Source organism: Flavobacterium sp. UBA7682, assembly GCF_002482945.1.
In the GTDB taxonomy this organism is placed as follows: Bacteria; Bacteroidota; Bacteroidia; order Flavobacteriales; family Flavobacteriaceae; genus Flavobacterium.
This window is the reverse complement of sequence record NZ_DLGY01000033.1, coordinates 1-18738: the sequence shown is the minus strand read 5'-3', so window position 1 is coordinate 18738 and position 18738 is coordinate 1. Positions and strand designations below refer to the sequence as shown.

At 36.9% G+C, this 18738-nt stretch carries 13 protein-coding genes; 2 read left to right on the top strand and 11 right to left on the bottom strand.

Translation table 11 applies throughout. The annotated features are described in order from the left end of the window. The 4 genes from B3C16_RS08620 to B3C16_RS08605 are packed head-to-tail and all read right to left on the bottom strand — an operon-like array spanning position 1 to position 2305. A complete protein-coding gene (locus tag B3C16_RS08620; protein WP_233549739.1) occupies positions 1-525 on the bottom strand; it encodes an ankyrin repeat domain-containing protein in 525 nt (174 codons plus the stop codon). A 3-nt stretch (positions 526-528) separates the two neighbouring features. After that, a complete protein-coding gene (locus tag B3C16_RS08615) occupies positions 529-1074 on the bottom strand; it encodes a YceI family protein (protein ID WP_121312727.1) in 546 nt (181 codons plus the stop codon). Between the two features lie 21 nt (positions 1075-1095). Further along, positions 1096-1449 (bottom strand): cytochrome c, encoded by a 354-nt coding sequence (locus B3C16_RS08610; protein ID WP_121312726.1) that lies wholly within the window; start codon positions 1447-1449, stop codon positions 1096-1098. A gap of 10 nt (positions 1450-1459) precedes the next feature. After that, positions 1460-2305 (bottom strand): DUF5777 family beta-barrel protein, encoded by an 846-nt coding sequence (locus B3C16_RS08605; RefSeq protein ID WP_121312725.1) that lies wholly within the window; start codon positions 2303-2305, stop codon positions 1460-1462. A 978-nt stretch (positions 2306-3283) separates the two neighbouring features. Here B3C16_RS08605 and B3C16_RS08600 point away from each other — a divergent pair. Further along, entirely contained in the window at positions 3284-5620 is a 2337-nt protein-coding gene (locus B3C16_RS08600) for a GAF domain-containing protein (RefSeq protein ID WP_291130933.1), read from the top strand. Here the strand turns inward: B3C16_RS08600 and B3C16_RS08595 are convergent. After that, positions 5601-6785 (bottom strand): Pycsar system effector family protein, encoded by a 1185-nt coding sequence (locus B3C16_RS08595; RefSeq protein WP_291130931.1) that lies wholly within the window; start codon positions 6783-6785, stop codon positions 5601-5603. The two genes, B3C16_RS08600 and B3C16_RS08595, sit on opposite strands and share 20 nt — an antisense overlap. 23 nt (positions 6786-6808) lie before the next feature. Between B3C16_RS08595 and B3C16_RS08590 the strand changes: the two genes are divergently transcribed. Further along, entirely contained in the window at positions 6809-10540 is a 3732-nt protein-coding gene (locus tag B3C16_RS08590; RefSeq protein WP_291130929.1) for a metallophosphoesterase, read from the top strand. Here B3C16_RS08590 and B3C16_RS08585 read toward each other — a convergent pair. The 6 genes from B3C16_RS08585 to B3C16_RS08560 form a co-directional block, all read right to left on the bottom strand. Then, complete coding sequence (locus tag B3C16_RS08585) at positions 10523-11392, bottom strand: hypothetical protein (RefSeq protein WP_291130927.1); 870 nt, start codon at positions 11390-11392, stop codon at positions 10523-10525. The genes B3C16_RS08590 and B3C16_RS08585 overlap by 18 nt on opposite strands. Before the next feature lie 179 nt (positions 11393-11571). After that, a complete protein-coding gene (locus tag B3C16_RS08580) occupies positions 11572-11751 on the bottom strand; it encodes a hypothetical protein (RefSeq protein WP_291130925.1) in 180 nt (59 codons plus the stop codon). A gap of 30 nt (positions 11752-11781) precedes the next feature. Beyond that, positions 11782-13185: a TolC family protein gene (locus B3C16_RS08575; RefSeq protein WP_291130923.1), complete on the bottom strand. Its 1404-nt coding sequence runs from the start codon at positions 13183-13185 to the stop codon at positions 11782-11784. Positions 13186-13212: 27 nt separating this feature from the next. Beyond that, positions 13213-16389, bottom strand: coding sequence for an efflux RND transporter permease subunit (locus B3C16_RS08570; RefSeq protein ID WP_291130921.1), 3177 nt, complete (start codon positions 16387-16389; stop codon positions 13213-13215). Positions 16390-16413: 24 nt separating this feature from the next. Continuing rightward, positions 16414-17571, bottom strand: a complete 1158-nt coding sequence (locus B3C16_RS08565) for an efflux RND transporter periplasmic adaptor subunit (protein WP_291130919.1) — start codon at positions 17569-17571, stop codon at positions 16414-16416. A 234-nt stretch (positions 17572-17805) separates the two neighbouring features. Further along, the gene (locus B3C16_RS08560) at positions 17806-18387 is read right to left on the bottom strand and encodes a TetR/AcrR family transcriptional regulator (RefSeq protein WP_291130918.1); all 582 of its coding nucleotides are present in this window, start codon (positions 18385-18387) and stop codon (positions 17806-17808) included. Between the last annotated feature and the right edge of the window lie 351 nt (positions 18388-18738).

Genomic DNA, 18738 nt, shown 5'->3' with positions numbered 1-18738 from the left:
TTATTGTTTAAGTAAATTGATTATCTCCTCATCTTTTGTAAAAACAGCATATTCAAATGGTGTCTTGCCAGTCTTATCTCTGACAGTTTTATCAGCTTCATACTCTAATAATAAACGTATCAGCTTTATGTTCTTAAATTGAACCGCATACATTAATGGCACTACTCCTTGTTCATCTGATAAATTTGGGTTAGCTCGGTAAAGCAGTAATTTTCGGGCTAAGTGATAATTGCCTTTTACAACAACAGCTGCTAACGCAGTCCCACTCGGACTCACATAATTAATATTATTCACTTTTTTCATTAAATATTCAGCCACATCGTTATTCCCTTTGTAGCAGGCAAGTAATAATGGTGTAAAACCATTAGCATTGACTGCATTAATAGTATCTTTATTTTTTTGCATCAACATTTCGATGTCTCTAATAGATCCATTCCGCGCTACATTGAATATGTTTTTGTTGTCTATAGTCTGTCCTACACATGTCGTTGATACAAAAAAGAGTAATAGCATTAGTAGTTTCATAACTTATTGTTTGGTTAAAGTCAAACTATATCTAATAATCACCTTTTCAGCAATCTTATTCCACAGTATTTTTGGTATTTCAATCCCATAATCCTCAGGTTTAGCTTCAAAGCTTCCGGTAAGTAATACGTTATCAGAGGACATAGATACATTGACTATTGTACTCACTTTTTTTGTTTTTCCATGAAGTGTAAGGTCACCAGACAGCTTATAGCTTTTTGCTAATGAAGCAATATTGGAGATGTTAAATCCATCAATTTGCCCAACAAAAGTTGCTCTCGGAAATTTTTCGGACTCTAGATAATTTTCATTAAAATGCTCTTCCATAAGAGCCGATTTAAAATGAAAGCCTTTTATGAGTGCCAGCACCGCTAAATCTCCTTTTAAAATTTCTAGCACCGCTGATGTTTCGCTATTTACAGCTTTAACTTCTTCAAAACTTGAAGCTGAAGCTTCAAACTTCAAGCTCCCACTTTTTGTGATGTACTTCTGACCATATCCCATAGCAGAGAGAAGCATTAACAGTAAAAATGTAACAATTTTATTCATACATAAAGTTTAAAAAATTCATTATTCTACTAATCCATCCGAATTCCATTGGATGATACTATTTATTTTGTTTTGTGGCATACGACCGGTTTGAGGCATCTGGCCGGCTTCTCCATTTTGGCGTTGAATTCGGTCTAACAGATCAGTATTTTGCATGGCATCCTTTACTTCTTCATAAGTGGTAAAAGGTCTGAAAGAGGCAGTACCTCCTGTATGATGGCAACTCGAGCAATAAGTACTAATGATATTTTTAACATGCGAAGTATACGTTATCGGTCCAGTTATGATTTGATTTTCTTGGATATCATCATAAGTTGTCGTTTCACAAGAGCTTACAACAAAGGCAACAATGCATGTAAGTAGAATTTTTTTCATAAGCTAATTTTTAAAATACCCTATATAAATTAAATCCAAAAAAAACTTCTCCTTTTTCCCAGTTACCACTAGCAGCCGTAAGATAACCACTCTCCGTCATTGCCTGTGAATTAGTAAATATCAATTGAAAAATATGTCCACCAGTTTCAACATCTAGTCCAACAGATAAAGGGTTTTGATAATAATCCGGCAAATTGAAATTATTTAGATACTCAAATGTCAAAGACAGCCTTTTAGTAATTTTCATTCGTCCGCCCGCTCCTACAGTAAACTGATTATCGTTTTCAATTATAGGACTGTAAACATTCTTATGGATAAAAGACGAAGCAATTTCTAAGGAAAGTTTTTCAGAAAATTTACGTGATACAAGAATCTGATTTATATAAGTAAGACGGTGTGAAAATTCTAATCCGGGATATTCCTCTTTCCTGAGAAAACTGTTAACGTCCAATGTGTTATATCCAACAATATCGAAAGGAAGCTGGTCTCCTTGTCGCATGACTCTGTACTTCAAACCCGCCTCATATACCTTTAGTAAAGTATGCCGTGACCCACTGACTGAAAGCCAGTCTGTAGCACCATAGACACCTCCTATTTTAGTTGTGGCACCATCAAAACCAAAAAACTCAGAAATACCTCCCCTCACTGAACCAAAGCGATGTGAAACAACAAAATAAAATTCCTGTTTAGCAGGCATCTTTGTGGATTGCAGTGTAACAATCTGTAAACCTTTGAAAGTTGCAGTTGCATAAGATGGCTTCTTAGAGACGGTATCAAATTCAGCCAATAAATCACTTTGGGAATATCCCTGAAGTACAAATAATACCAAAGTAGCTTTTAAAAAAAATTTTATCATGTAGTAAACTCAATTAAACAGAATTCTTCTTTTTTTAGTATTTATTAAAACCTACTTTCTTCAAAATAAAGAAAGGTCATGGCCTTTAGAGGAATTTGTCACACAAAAGGTTACAAAATAATGCTAAGAAGTGGAAAAAATTATAATTTACGATATGAGACTGCCCTTTTTATAAACCTAAATAATTATACCAATTAATGAGTTATTTTAAAAGACAAGTAACCAATATAGAACAATACAAAAAACTATTTTAGCAGATTAAGAATATATTAGGCTATTTCTACTCTAGCTCTAAAAATTATGAATTATAACAATAATACTCTTGTCGGGACTTCTGCAGTAACTTTTTACTAACTCCTATCGCATCACCCGGCTATTCAAAAAAAACATAACTTCACCGCGGTCATAAACAACATTCTTCTTTTCAATTGAAAATCTCCGGTTATCAATATTTCTAATAACTGTCTCGTAAACTGTCTCTATCAGCTAACCGTTTAAATCGGTAATGTTTGAATTGCTTTTATAATTTCTTACTTAATGCTTCAAATTGTAAACTATAAATTGATTTAAAAACTCAATCACTTGATTCGAAAACAAGTCTATGTCGCCCACCGAAAAAAACCGAAACGAAAGTTTCGGTTTTTTTATTTTATGGCCGCACCAAAAGCTCGCTTTTGAAAGTGGCTAGAAAATAAAAAAACAAACACGGCGACCAGCCGTATTTTAGTTTTTCTCGTTCAGAGCAACCCAAAATGGGATCACCGAAGGTAATCCTCATCGACCAATAATTTAAAGCAAACTAAAGTTCGCATACCTGACTGCCACCGGCAGTCCTCCTCTTAATATCAAATCGCATCTCCAACAACCATTAAAACGCCACCTGTAATAGTGGCATTTTTTATTTCTATTCCTCTCCAACTTCAATTGGCAGTTTTCAAAATATTGCTTTATCTTTATCCTTCTACTTATTCAGTTAAAATGAAAAGAAAATTAGAACAATTTGAAACTCCTTTTATTACACAAATTTCGTTTCATAAACTGATTGAAACCTTAGAAAGCATTGCTGAATCCAATGTGGATTACAGAGTAAATTACGCCAAAGCACTTCTAAAAGAAATAGCCGGGTTACCCGAATTTAGAACAGGAATTCAAGATTTGTCTTTAATTGACGAGCACAAAGATTTAATCAAAAATCTTTTAGCCGATCTATTTCCAACAGCGTTGACTCACAACGAAATCAAAGCTGTTGCTATTCCTTTTCACAATATTACTTTCAACTATACTCAACGATTTAAAAAAATTCTCGGTGCTGCCGGTTTCGATTTTGACATGAACATCAGGGATTTTGAAGATGACCTTTTCTACATTATGAATTGTTGTCTGATTCTAAATGACCACTACCAACAAAACATCGATTTTACCAATCCTTTGTTTTATGATATTCCCGACAGCAATGGGATTATGAAGCATTACCGCATTTTGTACAATGCCGATTTTATCGAAATCATTCCCACAAACAAAGCAATTCCTTTAACCCAAGAAGACATAGACCTCTTAATTGAGAACTTTGATGATATAGCCCTTTGGAAAGAAAAATTTCCTTTAGAAAGTTGGATATTAAAAGGCTTTGGCATCGTTCAACTGTATGATGCAACCACAGAGAGTTCCGTCTCAACGCTTAAAACCAATTTGTTAAAAGCCACAGACACCAAAGATGAGGATTTACAAGAAGATTTTCAATCGATATTTCGTTCCATTTTCAAAATTCCGGATTTAAAAGTTGGGTTGACTATTTATGACCCTGAAGATAAAAAATTCATACGCCCGAATGTTGATGCTAAAAATATCCAAAGTGTTATATTAAGCGAAACGGAAGAAGCAGATTGTGGTAAAAAATTATACGATTGCTTTTTTAATTGTGTCGTCAAAGAAAAACAAACCTTTATCATTTCTAACCTCAATCATTTTGAGCAAGCCAATATCAATGATGCCTTTGCCAAGCATTTAAGAAGTCAAAATATACAAAGTTGTATTTTGGCTCCGGTGGTGAAAAATGATGAAATTTTAGGCGTCTTTGAGTTGAGTTCAGAAAAGCCACGAGCTTTGAACAGTATTAACGCGAACAAACTCGATTTAATTCTGCCCTATCTTGTAGACACGTTAAGTCGTTACCGAATGGATTTGCAGAACCAAATCGAAGCGATCATTCAAAATGAATATACTTCTATCCATTCGAGTGTGTATTGGAAATTTAGAAAGGAAGCCCAAAAATTCTTAAGAACAGGTCAACCCAAAGAGCATATTTTCAAGGAAATTGTATTCAAAGAAGTCTATCCTTTGTTTGGCGAAATTGATATTAAAGGCTCATCAGAACATCGAAATCAAACCGTAAAACAAGATTTGAAAAAGCAACTTGATACTGTGATCGAAATCATCGAAAGTCTTATATCAAAAGCCAATCTGATCATTTTGGAACAACGAAAATTTGAACTGGAATCCTTCAGGACCGAACTGGATTTACCTTTAAAAGCCGACACAGAACAAATTATCCAACGCTATATCGAATCTGAAATCCATCCGGTAATTCAAAATGAAAATGCTCCTGAAGAAATCAAAACAAGTATCAAAAAATATTTTGATAAAATTGATGAAAAGACCGGTATGTTCTATCAGTCAAGAAAAAAATTTGACAATGCATTGACTAAAGTCAACAAAAAACTAGCTTCTATTTTAGACGAAAAACAATTGGAAGCCCAACAAATTTTTCCACATTATTACGAACGATTCAAATCGGATGGTGTAGAGCACAATCTTTATATCGGCGCTTCAATTGACCCTAACAAACCTTTTGATAAAATCTATCTAAACAATTTGCGTCTCTGGCAATTGCAGACTTTGTGTGAAATGGAATTACAACACCATGAAATGAAAGCCGATTTGCCTTACCATTTGGAAGTCACTTCGCTGATTCTAGTATTCAGTTCACCTATTTCTATTCGTTTCCGAATGGATGAGAAACGCTTTGATGTTGATGGCACTTACAATGCAAGATATGAAGTCGTGAAAAAACGAATCGATAAAGCCTTCATCAAAGGAACCAAAGAGCGTATCACCGAAAAGGAAAAGATAACCATCGTTTATTCTCACGCAAACGAGAAAAAAGAATATATGGATTACATTAAATATTTACAATTCAAAGAAATATTAGAACCGAATGTAGAACAATTTGAAGTCGAAGAACTTCAAGGCGTTTCGGGTTTAAAAGGCATACGCGTAAAAGTGGCACATCAGAAAGCTACATCGGTGCATTCCTAAAAGCAAACACAAAAGCAAATACGGAAACGATAATACCAATCATGAAAATGTTATAGGTTATGCGCAACAAACGGTATTTTCGCTCTAGTACTAAACCTAAATAATACAAGTCTTTGATCATCGAATTGTGCAAATATTCTTTGTCTTTTAGCATTTCGTTGACTGCCCATTGGTACTCTTCAAAAGGCATTTTAAAAAAATTACCAAAGAACAACAAATTCACTTTTTTGTCTTCTATATCTTGACGAGTAAACTTTCCTGAAGTCACTTTGGGTTTGGTGGAAAGTATCGCAAAAATGATTGAAATCACACTAAAAAGCACCATAACAAAAGTGGGAACAATCAAATGTACATTGCCCGGACTGTCTAATTTTGGCACAATAGTCGAAAGCGCAATAGAAATGATAATCGCATTGACAGACAATAAAATATTGGCTTTGCTATCGGCAATTTCACTCAACCGAATGTGATTTGTCAACGTAATTTTGAACATCGTGTCAATGCTTCTATCCGGTCTTTCTTCCTTCTCTTTTTGCTTTTTGGGTTTAGGCGATTGTTCCATACTGTTGTTTTCAAGTTGGTTGATTCTTTTTCGAAGTTTTTGAATGTTCTTTTCTTTTTTTGGTTGCCAATGCAGTAATGCATAATCACTAAAAAACCGATGGTGATTGGTGAGAAAATTTAAATTTTCTTTGGCCCATGCTAAATCGGTGAAATCAATGTTTAGTGTGCTCTTTAATTCTTGCTTTAAAAACTCCGCACTCGATAAATAGTCTTTATCTGCCAAATGAAAATAATCGGCATCGCGAATGATTTTTTCCAAAGCATCTGTCGGAGTGGCGCTTTTTCTGGTAGCATTGATTAATGAACATATTTTAGCAATATCCTCTTGGTTGTAATTTCTCTCTTTTAGAAAGTTTTCCGCTATAGTGACACCAACCGCTTCATGATTTTCACAACAATTGGTATATCCTGTATCGTGAAACCAAGCTGCTAGTAATAACAATTCTTGTTCATGATCACTAACTTTCTGAGCATTGGCAATGGTTTTTACCGCATTAACGACGGATAAAGTATGGTTAAAATTATGGTACAAAAATGAATCAGATAACTTATCTTTGAGTAATTTGTAGACAAAATCTTCGGCTTGTTCTATAATCGTCATTGGCAAAAGTAAAAATCCAAGTTATGAAATTGTTTTGTATCAACACTGCTACAAGCAAATATTGTAAACTTTTTGTCGTAGTAAGCTTCTTTGTTTTACTGCAATCTTGTGCTACACATCAGCCACAATACAACAAAAATAACAATAAATCAGTTACGACAGAAGCGGCTGATAGTATAAATGCAGCACACACTTTTTACCTCATCGGCGATGCCGGAAATGCCGGCGACAGTACCACCAATGCAACGCTGTCGAACTTAGAAAAAAGGTTGAAAAACGCAGATGCTAATAGTACACTGATTTTCTTAGGCGACAATATTTACCCCATCGGAATGCCTGCCGAAAAAAATCATCCCGAATACGAACCGGCGACCAAAAAAATTAATAACCAATTAGAAATCACGAAAAACTTCAAAGGCAAAACCATCTTTATTCCAGGAAACCACGATTGGTACAGCGGTTTGGAAGGTTTGAAAGCCGAAGCCAAATATATAAATGAGTTTCTAAAAGACAATAATGCCTTTCAGCCCAAAAATTTCTGTGCTATTGATGATATAAAAATCTCAAAAAATATAGTTTTAATTACCATCGACAGTCAATGGTTTCTGGAAGATTGGAAAAACCATCCAAAAATAAACGACAACTGCGAAATCAAAACCCGAGAAGTTTTCTTTGAAGAACTGGAAAATTTGCTCAATAAAAATCAGGATAAAATTAAAATCATTGCGTTACATCATCCATTGCTCAGTAACGGAACGCACGGAGGGCAATTTTCTTGGGAAAAGCAATTGTTTCCATTTGAAAGCAAATTTCCCTTACCAATTTTAGGAAGCTTTTTAAACCTCATCCGAAAAACTTCAGGCATCAGTCCGCAGGATTTGCAAAACAAAGTGTATCAAGTTTACACCAAAAGAATCTCCGCTTTATTGCAAGGCCAAGACAATGTGGTTGTGGTTTCGGGTCATGACCATAATTTGCAATTTCTAGAGAAAAATAACATTACCCAAATTATCAGCGGTTCCGGTTCTAAAACCGAAGCAGCTCGAGCCGTCGGCAAAAAAGATTTTTCGTATGGCGGCAATGGTTATGCCCAAATCACTATCGGCAAAAGCGAAGAAATGTTTATCCACTATTTTGGCATTGAAAACAAAACCGAAAAATTGCTGTGGCAAACTGCTATCCATAAAAAAATAAAAACTTCTGATGTTGATTACCCAAATCAATTTCCGGCAACGACTTCAACTTCTGTTTATACTAAAGAAATGACAGATAAAGGTTGGTTCCACAATTGGTTTTTAGGCAAACATTACAAAGATTATTACAGCGTTCCGGTTGCAGTTAAAACGGTCAACTTAGACACTTTATTCGGCGGAGTAAAACCAATACAAGCCGGCGGCGGACACCAATCAAAATCACTCCGACTCAAAGATGCCGATGAAAAAGAATATGTAATGCGTGCTCTCAAGAAAAGTGCTTCGCGTTTTTTGCAATCGGTGGCGTTTAAAGACCAATATGTAGAAAAGGAATTTGAGAATACTTATGCGGAGAACTTTTTACTCGATTTCTACACCACTTCGCATCCGTACACGCCTTTTGCGGTGGCTGATTTAGCTGATAAAATTGGCGTTAGTCATAGTAATCCTGAGCTTTATTATATTCCGAAACAAAATACTTTAGGCAAATTCAATGACGATTTTGGCGATGAATTGTACATGGTTGAAGAACGCCCCACGGATTCGCAAAAAGACCTGAAATCCTTTGGCAATCCGGATGCGATTATCAGTACCAATGATTTGCTGAAAAAATTGCAAAAGAGTGAAAAAAATCAAGTCGATGAAGCTGCTTACATCAGGGCGCGCTTGTTTGACATGCTGATTGGCGATTGGGACCGACATTTTGACCAATGGCGTTGGGGCGAATATAAAAGCGACAACAGAACCCTTTACAAACCAATTCCACGTGACAGAGATCAGGCGTTTACCAAATATGACGGAGCCTTATTGGCCATTGTGATGAATATTCCCGATTTGCGTCACATGCAAACTTTTAGAGAAAAAATTAAAAATGTAAAATGGTTCAACCGCGAACCTTATCCGTTGGACATAACCTTTTTAAAAACTTCTAAGGAAACCGATTGGATTAGAGAAGCTCAATATATTCAAGATAATTTATCTGAAGAAACTATCGCAAAAGCTTTCCAAAATTTGCCTGTGGAAATGCAAGATGAAACGATTGAAAGCGTCAAGGCCAAACTAAAAATCAGAAAGAACGATTTGCAACAATATGCTTCGGAATATTATAACGTATTGCAAAAAACCGTTGTGATTGTTGGTACTGAAGACAAAGACCGATTTGAAATCACACGCCTAGCCAACAACGAAACCGAAATCAAACAATTTCGATTGAGAAAAGAAGGCGAAAAGTTAGTGCAAACCAAAACCATTTTGGGTAAGCAAACCAATGAAGTTTGGGTTTACGGTTTGGAAGATGATGATTTATTTGTAGTAAACGGCAACGAAAAGTCAACCGTTAAAATCAGATTAATCGGTGGACAAAATCATGACAATTACAAAGTTGATAACGGAAGAAAAGTGTTGATTTATGATTTTAAATCAAAGCAAAATACTTTCGAAACGGACTCGAAAACCAAGACTATTTTGACCGATGATTATGAAACCAATTTGTACGACTATAAAAAACCGCATTTCAACGCTTGGACCGGTTTGCCAAGCATAGGTTTTAATCCGGACGACGGTGTAAAAATTGGCGGTATGTTGAATTATACGAATTACAGTTTCAAGCAAAATCCGTGTACGCAAAAACACACTTTTAAAGCTTTTTATTACTTTGCCACTAACGGATTTGAACTTTACTATTCAGCCAAATTCCCGAAAGTTTTGGGTCAATGGGATTTTGATTTGGACACGCGTTTCACGAGTCCGAATTTTGCCATCAATTATTTTGGCTACGGCAACGAAACGGTTAACAACGACGATGATTTAGGCATGGATTACAACCGAGTGCGCATCCAAATGATTAAAGTTGAGCCTTCCATCAAAAAGGTTGGAAAATATGGTAGCGAAGTCAAATTCCAAACGTCTTTTGAAAACATAGAAGTTGAAGGAACTACCAATCGTTTCGTCAATATTCCAGGCATTGTAAATCCTGAGGTTTTTGACTACCAACAATTCGCCGGCGGAAAATTGCAATACAGTTTTGAGAATTATGATAATGTTTCGAATCCAACCTTAGGTATGGGATTTTTAATTTCCGGCGGTTGGAAAATGAACCTGAATGAAAGTCGAAAAAACTTCACAGAAATGGAAGCCAAGTGGAATTTCAACCACAAATTAGACAAAAACGGAAAACTGGTTTTTGCCACGCTGTTAAAAGGAAAAGCTATTTTGAATGATAATTTCGAATTCTATCAAGGCGCGACTTTGGGTGGTGATTATGATTTGAGAGGTTTTAGAAACGAACGCTTTTTAGGCCAACAATCCTTCTTTAACAGCAGCGATTTGCGATTGAGTTTGGGCAAAATCAGCGGTAGTTTAGTTCCGATGTCTTACGGTATTTTAGGCGGATTTGATTATGGAAGAGTTTGGCTCGATGGTGAAAACTCCAACACTTGGCACAAATCTTATGGTGGCGGTTTATGGCTGAATGGTTTAGGTATTGTAACGGCAAGACTGACTTATTTCAAAAGTGAAATCGATAAGGCGCGAATTGCTTTTGGTTTAGGGTTTGGCTTTTAAGCTTTCCAAGTTGACTTCATAAACATTGCCACCGGTTTTTTTGTCTTTTTCATCGGCTATCAAAAGTGTATTGTTGTCTTTGAAACACACGGCTTCTTTTTGGGAATAATGATTCAAATCCAATATCGAAATCTTTCCGTTTAAAAAATCATCACTTTTGAAATTCTCGAACAGCCAAATTTTACTGTGGCTCAGTAAAACAAACTTGGAACCATCCGGACTGATGGCTGATCCGGTTATCGCACTATTGTTGTAATCGTCTCCGGTTTTGTATTTGCCTAATAATTTTGCTTCGTGATGGCCATCTTTATTGGGGATTTTATAAATTAAGGTAGTTCCGTCAAAGCCTTTGCTTCTATTTTTGGTAAACAAATAAAAGAAGTCATTCTGTTCAAAAAAAGCTTCACAATCATATAATAATTCTTTTTTGGATGGCGGAAAATCGGTTTGCTCCGGATAGTAAAACGACACTTTATATTTAGGCTTTATGATATCGACTTTCTCTGTCGTTGTGATTTTATAAATACTCAAATCCTTTCTCTCATTGTCATTGTTGCCAAAATCGCCCAAATACAGATTGCCTTCCTTGTCAGAAGTTAAATCTTCCCAATCGGTATTTTTAGCGTTAACAAACAGCTCTTGTATTTGTTCTCCTTTGGTATTTACTTTATACACTGAACTTTCATTACCGCTGTCCTGAATGACATAAAAGAAGTTTCCACCATTTTTAGCCCATTGCATACCCGAAACTTCTTTGAGTTTTTTGGGAAGCTTGCAAAGTGTGGTAATTTCTGAATTAGTTTCCTGGCAACTACAAAGAAAAAAAGAAAGAAGGCCTATGTATATTTTCATAAAGCGATTTGTTTTGACTGCCTAACAAAGTTATCGAATAAATTTCAGTTCTTTCTAACAAAAAAAGCCCCGGTTCATCACGCCGGGACTCCAACAAAAATAATCACCTATCAATCATTTCTAACCGTTACTCAACCAACGGGATTTCTCAATGGACTATTTTTTTTCAGTTATAGAAATTAATTGGCAAATACCTGATCGATATCAAACAATTGAAAATTTAATTTTGATACTGTATCTTGATTTACATACTCACGCTTTACTTCTTCCTTTTTAACTTCTGGTTTGTGGTGCTCAATAGTATTACATCCATTTCTCACGATACATTTCATGTGGTCAAAAAAAGTTATATTTTTCATAGTTAATTTTGTTTTGGTTTATACTTTAAATCATTCCCAACCGCCGCCTAACGCACGATACAATTCGACATTGGAGACTAATCTTTCTTTCTTGATGGAAGCCAATTCCAGTTCGGCCTGCAACAGATTTCCTTGAGCAATATTCACTTCCAGATACGTTGCCATACCACTTTTGAAAAGTAAATTGGCATTCTCCACCGCTTTTTGTAAAGTAGCCATTCGGTCAACCGCAATGGTATATTGTTGCGTTTGTTTGTCGATTTTCACCAACGCATTAGACACTTCTCCTACCGCTACCAAAACGGTTTGTCTGAATTGAATCACCGCTTGATCGCGTTCCAATTTGGCTACTTCGTATTGGGTTTTTAATCTTTTTCCGTTTAACAAAGGTGCTGTCAATCCACCGGCAACCGAACCAAAAAGCGAAGCCGGAATATTGAACCAATTGCTCGATTCAAAAGAATTTACACCGCCAACAGCAGTAATATTTAACGAAGGATATAAACTCGCTTTGGTGATTCCCACTTTGGCATTGGCCGCTTTTAAAGCCAACTCTGCATTTTTAACATCCGGACGTTTGCTCAACAATTGCGATGGAATTCCGGCCGACAAGTTTTCTTTTACAACAATAGCTTCCAGTTTGCTGGCTCTTTCTTTGGCTTCCGGAAAAGTGCCTGATAAAACACTTAAGGCATTTTCTTGTAATTGAATATTTTTCTCCAATTCGGGAACCAATTGGGCAGCAATTAACCGTTGTGCTTCGGTTTGTTGTTTCCCTAATAAATTGATATTTCCTGCTTCATATTGCAGATTGACGGCAAATAAAGTACTGTCGTTTAACTCCAATGTTTTTTTGGCTATAGTCAATTGCGCATCGAGCATCAACAAGTCATAAAAGCCATTGGATACTGACGCTACGATAGTGGTTTGCAAAGCTTTTTTGGCTTCAGCCGTTTGCATGTAGACCGCTTGTGCGGCTCTTTTTCTGTTTCGGATTTTGCCCCAAATATCGGCCTCCCAAGAAAGATTCAATCCTGCGGAGTAATCTTCTATATGACTTTTGCCTAAAAATTGATTGGTACTGATCCCGTTCAAACTGTTGTCTGAAAGTCTGGTTGTTGTCGCATTTGTAAAAGCATTCAACTGTGGTACATTGCCCCATTTACTTTGTTTGAATTGTAAATTGGCAATCGCGATATTCTTTTCGGCTATTTGTAAATCGTTATTTTTGGCCAAAGCTTCGTCGATTAATTTAACCAAATCGGTTTCTTCAAAGAAAGATTTCCATTGGATGTCGGCGATGTTTGTCGTGTCGGTTTCGGTTACATTTCTAAAATTCTCCGGAACTTCAGGCTTTGTCGTTTGCTGTGCCAATGTGGTAAAACTTACCATCATTAGCATAGCCAACATACTTATTTTTATATATAGTTTCATAATCTGATTTTTAATTTTTTTTTGTAATTAGGCCTGGGAATGTTTTTCATTATTCAAAACGGCCAACGGTTTTCCGCTTACTTTTTCCTGTAAATATTGGAATGCGATGAAAAGCACCGGAATAATAAATATCCCTAATAATACTCCTGAAACCATTCCGCCTGCCGCACCAATACTAATTGAGTGGTTACCCAAAGCTGATGGTCCTGTCGCGCGCATCATCGGAATTAATCCAACTACAAAGGCGAATGACGTCATGATAATTGGTCGCAAACGCAATTTGGCGGCTTCTAAGGCCGAAGCCAAAAGTGATTTTCCTGCTTTTCTTCTTTGCACGGCATATTCTACAATCAGAATGGCGTTCTTCGCGAGTAATCCGATAAGCATAATCAAGGCAACCTGCACGTAAATATTGTTATCTATTCCGGTTAATCCAATTGCCGCAAATACGCCGAAGATTCCTGTTGGTATCGATAACAATACCGCAAATGGAAGGATGTAACTTTCATATTGAGCAGCTAATAAGAAGAACACAAACAGTAAACTCAATCCAAATATTACCGCTGATTGTCCTGAAGAAGTGATTTCTTCATTGGTCAAACCGGAGAATTCGATGGTATAACCTTTTGGTAATTTTGTTTCGGCTACTTCCTGAACCGCTTTAATGGCAGCACCAGAGCTGAAACCCGGTTTGGCTATAGCATTCACTCCAATAGAATTAAAAAGATTGTATCTCGAAGCTGTTTCTGAACCATTAACCGGTTTTAATTTTACCAATGAGTTCACAGGTACCATCTCGCCTGCTCTGTTTTTGACAAAAATATTATTCATGGTTTCGGGGTTATTTCTTGCTCCCGCTTCTGCCTGAACCATTACACGGTAGTACTTTCCGAAACGGTTAAAATCAGAGGCCTGCGCACTACCGTAATAAGTCTGCATCGCTTGGAGAATGTCTCTAACATTCACACCCAATTGCTCCGCTTTTACATCATCCACTTCCATTTCCAGTTGTGGATAATCGGCTTTGAAACTCGTAAAGGCAAACGCAATTTCCGGTCGTTTCATCAACTCACCGATAAACTGTGTGCTGACACCACTAAACTTGCTGATGCTGCCGCCTGTTTTGTCTTTCAACACAATATCCAAAGCATCAACATTACTGAAACCCGGCACTGTCGGGAAGGTAAACACAAAGAAATTTGCGCCTTTTATGCCTGCCAGTTTACCACGCACATCGTTCATGATATCGTTGATATCTTGAAGTTCACCACGCTCTTTGGCCGGTTTCAATAAGATAAACGCCACTCCGGCTGAAGAACTAGTAGAAGACGTTAGCAAATTAAAGCCTGAAATGACATTCAATACTTTTTTCGATGGCATGTTGCCTAATTGACCTTCTACTTCTTTCATTACATCTTGGGTTCTTTCCAAAGAAGCTCCGGCCGGCATGGAAAGTGAAATCGCAATAAATCCTTGGTCTTCCGAAGGAATGAAACCGGTTGGCGTTGTTTTTACCATATAAACCGTTGCGGCAATCACGACAGCCAATCCACCAAAACTTACCCATCTGTTTTTGATTAAAAAGCGAAGGCTGTTTACATATTGGTTGGTCAGTTTCGTAAACCCGCTATTGAATCCGATAAAGAATTTTTCTTTAAAGTTTTTAGGTTTAGCCTCTTCACCATGATGATGGTCATCATGAGGTACATCTTTTAGGAATAAGGCAGCTAATGCCGGACTCAAGGTCAACGCATTTACGGCAGAAATTACAATCGCAATGGCCAAAGTAAAGGCAAACTGGCGGTAAAAAACTCCGGTTGAACCTTCCATAAATCCGACCGGTAAGAACACAGCCGACATTACCAATGTAATCGAGATAATCGCGCCAGTTATTTCACTCATTGCGGAAGTGGTAGCCGCTTTGGCAGACAATTTCTTGCTGTGCATTTTCTCGTGTACCGCTTCGACGACGACTATCGCATCATCGACGACAATTCCGATGGCTAATACCAGAGCAAAAAGAGTTAACAAGTTTACGGAGAAACCAAAAATCTGCATGAAAAAGAACGTTCCCAAAATAGAAACCGGAACGGCAATGGCCGGAATTAAAGTCGCTCTAAAATCCTGAAGAAATAAGAACACGACAATAAATACTAAAATAAAAGCTTCAATTAAAGTCGATTTTACTTGAGCAATGGATAAATCCAACGAATCTTTGGTATTGTATAAAATGAGGTGTTTTACATCTTTTGGAAAATCCTTCGAGGCTTTTTCCATCATGGCTTTGATAGCGATTTGTACATCGCTTGAATTAGAACCCGGCAATTGGAAAATACCGATATTCAATCCTGATTTTCCATCAATTCTGGTACTGCTAGCATAAGTATAGGAACCCAATTCAACACGGGCTACCTCTTTCAAACGCAATACTGAACCGTCAGCATTAGAACGGATTACTATGTTTTCATACTCCTCCGGATTGTTTAACTTTCCTTTGTATTTGATAACGTATTCAAAAGCTTCCTTACTGGCTTCCCCAAATCGTCCCGGAGCCGCTTCGAGATTTTTGTCTTGAATGGCACCGATAACTTCTCTTGGAGTCAAATTATAACTGGCCATTTTAGCCGGATTTAACCAAACACGCATCGAATAATCTTTGTTTCCTCCAAAAGTTACGACCTGTCCTACACCCGGAATCCTTTTAAGATCGGGGATAATATTGATTTGCGCATAATTGGCTAAAAACGTCTGGTCATATTGTTTTTCATTTTCAGTATATAAATCCACTACCATTAAAAGGCTGTTTTGCTTTTTGGTCGTAGAAATTCCTGCCTGAACCACTTCCGCCGGCAGTTGGCTGGTCGCTTGAGAAACTCGGTTTTGTACGTTTACTGAAGCTTGATCCGGATCAGTACCCAGTTTGAAATTGACCGTAATTACGAGTGAACCATCATTACTAGCGGTAGAACTCATATAACTCATATTCTCTACTCCGTTAATCGCTTCTTCCAAAGAAGGCGCAACCGAACGTAAAACAGTTTCTGCATTGGCACCCGGATAAAGGGCTACAACTTGCACAGCCGGTGGCGCAATATCAGGGAATTGCTGCAATGGAAGTGACCTTAAGCCTATTGCTCCGAGGATCACAATAAGTATAGCGATGACTGTTGACAGCACTGGTCTGTCAATAAATTTTTGTAACATGATAAGGATTTTTTGTTTGTCTTATTAAATTTTGGCCACTACTTTTTTAGAATTTTGCTTCGCCTGTTCGCTAAAGCTCGGGTCCGGAATAATGGTCGCTCCGTCAGGTAGATTTTCAAAACCTTTGAGTACAATTCGGTCTCCGGTGACAATCCCTTCTTTGATTAAATAATCGGTTCCGCTTTTGGCAGAAACAACAACCGGTTGTCTGGTTACTGCATTCTTTTTATCTACCAAGAACACATAGATTTTATCTTGAATTTCAATGGTAGCTTCTTGAGGAACAACAATAGCGTTTTGGTGTTGCATACTGATTTTTACTTTTCCGGTGTTTCCGGAACGCAGCAATCCGTTGGCATTTGGGAATTTGGCTCTCAAGGTAATGGCTCCGGTGGTTTTATCAAATTGTCCATCAACCATATCGATTCTCCCTTTTTCGGCATAAATCGTATTGTCAGACAACACTAAAGAAACCGGTGCTAAACCTTTTAATTTATCATTCACCGAGTTGCCTTTGTATTGTGATTTGAAGTTGATGAAGTCATTTTCACTCAAGGAGAAATAAGCATATACTTCTTTAATATCAGACAATTTGGTTAAGGCTTCCGGGTCAGCCGGACTGATTAAACTACCTTGTTTCCTTGGTAATCTACCGATGTAACCGCTAACAGGCGCTTTTATCGTAGTGTAGCCTAAATTGATTTGCGCTGTGGCAACAACTGCTTTGGATTGTGCTACCGTTGCTTTGGCAATCGCCAAATTCGCTTTGGCCGTTTTTAATTGATAATCGGATACGACTTTGTTTTGTACCAATGGCAAAAGTTTTTCTACTTCCAATTGGGCATTGATTACCGCAGCTTCTGCCGCATTCAAACTGGCCGTTGCATTGTTGTATTGTTGACGGTAAGGATTGTCATTGATTTTAAACAAAGGTTGTCCGGCGGTAACATAAGCACCTTCGTCAACAAAGATTTTATCCAAAGTACCGCTTACTTGCGCTCTGATTTCAACATCTGTTTTGCCTTGAATAGCAACAGGATATTCAGTATCGGTAATGGATGATTGGTAAGCGATGTCAAGAACCGGTAAGGTAGTCGGTGCACTTGCCGGTGCACTTGCATTTTTATCAGCGCAACTGGCTAAAAACAGAGCGATTAAGCTCATTGTAATTACTCTCTTCATAATGTTTGATTTGATAGTTATTGATTTTTGTTATTGATTCTTATTTGCTGTAGCTTTCACGTTTCTATTTGGAATAAACGTTCCAAAATTTTAGCTGTTGATTAAAAATTTAAGACTCAGTAAAACATTTATTTTGAAACGATTGTTCCAGAATTAAAGCTGTTTTTAATAAATTATTTACTTCTTAAAAATATTTATTTTGAAATAAACGTTTCAGAATTATTTAAAAAAATATTACGCGCGGGTAATAGTTTTGATAAGGTATTCGGACATTTTTTTAATCATAATTGGATCTCTCTTTAAGATAAAAGATTGCTTCCAACCGGTAAATGTTGTCATAATGTATTCGGCCAATAAAGAAGCGTCTTCACTGTCATCTAATTCTTTGCCATCGATAGCTTCTTGAATTAACTCTGAAAGAAATACCAAGTAAATTTCGTTGGTTTTGTTTAGCAATTTTCTAATCTCAGCATCTTCAGGTGCAATTTCGAATACAGTTTTTATTCCCAAACAGCCTCTTTCACAATCTACAACCCAAGCTGCTTTATCACGAATAATCTTGATTAGTCCTTGTAATGCTGATGGTTCTTTGGCCACTTTCTCCTTGGTTTCCTTTATGGCAACATCAGTATAATGAGTTACACATTTCATAAACAAAGCGTGTTTGTCACCTATGCTATTGTACAAACTGCTTCGGTTAATCTGCATGGCATCTACTAAATCCTGCATAGAAGTACCGTGATAGCCTTTTTCCCAAAAGACGTTCATCGCTTTTTCTATAATCTCGGTTTCGTTAAATTCAACACAACGTGCCATGGTATTTTAATTTCTGGGACAAAGATATAATTAATTCTGAAACGGTTGTTTCAGAATTAACATTTTTTTAAACAAAAAGTTGAAAAACTGCGCTATTCTAAAGGTTTAGTTTTCTCTAACAACAAATAAAAGTGCAAAAACAAAGCAATAGTAGCATTTTTTGGTTTTAGAAGCAGACCATTTTGCTTCTTTTCACTACTGTCCCCGCTATCCGCGCTACACGGTAGCCAGCTCCTATCGGGGCTAAAAACACCAATCCTTTTCTATCATAAAAAAACACCCGCTCTATTGTAGAACGGGTGTTTTTAATATTTTATTTGCCTATCTTTTCAACGAGAAGTGCGCTTTAAA

Bases quoted from the DNA above. Each gene is read 5' to 3' on its own strand.
- B3C16_RS08620 (WP_233549739.1), bottom strand. From the start codon at position 525: ATGAAACTACTAATGCTATTACTCTTTTTTGTATCAACGACATGTGTA.
- B3C16_RS08615 (WP_121312727.1), bottom strand. From the start codon at position 1,074: ATGAATAAAATTGTTACATTTTTACTGTTAATGCTTCTCTCTGCTATG.
- B3C16_RS08610 (WP_121312726.1), bottom strand. From the start codon at position 1,449: ATGAAAAAAATTCTACTTACATGCATTGTTGCCTTTGTTGTAAGCTCT.
- B3C16_RS08605 (WP_121312725.1), bottom strand. From the start codon at position 2,305: ATGATAAAATTTTTTTTAAAAGCTACTTTGGTATTATTTGTACTTCAG.
- B3C16_RS08600 (WP_291130933.1), top strand. From the start codon at position 3,284: ATGAAAAGAAAATTAGAACAATTTGAAACTCCTTTTATTACACAAATT.
- B3C16_RS08595 (WP_291130931.1), bottom strand. From the start codon at position 6,785: ATGACGATTATAGAACAAGCCGAAGATTTTGTCTACAAATTACTCAAA.
- B3C16_RS08590 (WP_291130929.1), top strand. From the start codon at position 6,809: ATGAAATTGTTTTGTATCAACACTGCTACAAGCAAATATTGTAAACTT.
- B3C16_RS08585 (WP_291130927.1), bottom strand. From the start codon at position 11,392: ATGAAAATATACATAGGCCTTCTTTCTTTTTTTCTTTGTAGTTGCCAG.
- B3C16_RS08580 (WP_291130925.1), bottom strand. From the start codon at position 11,751: ATGAAAAATATAACTTTTTTTGACCACATGAAATGTATCGTGAGAAAT.
- B3C16_RS08575 (WP_291130923.1), bottom strand. From the start codon at position 13,185: ATGAAACTATATATAAAAATAAGTATGTTGGCTATGCTAATGATGGTA.
- B3C16_RS08570 (WP_291130921.1), bottom strand. From the start codon at position 16,389: ATGTTACAAAAATTTATTGACAGACCAGTGCTGTCAACAGTCATCGCT.
- B3C16_RS08565 (WP_291130919.1), bottom strand. From the start codon at position 17,571: ATGAAGAGAGTAATTACAATGAGCTTAATCGCTCTGTTTTTAGCCAGT.
- B3C16_RS08560 (WP_291130918.1), bottom strand. From the start codon at position 18,387: ATGGCACGTTGTGTTGAATTTAACGAAACCGAGATTATAGAAAAAGCG.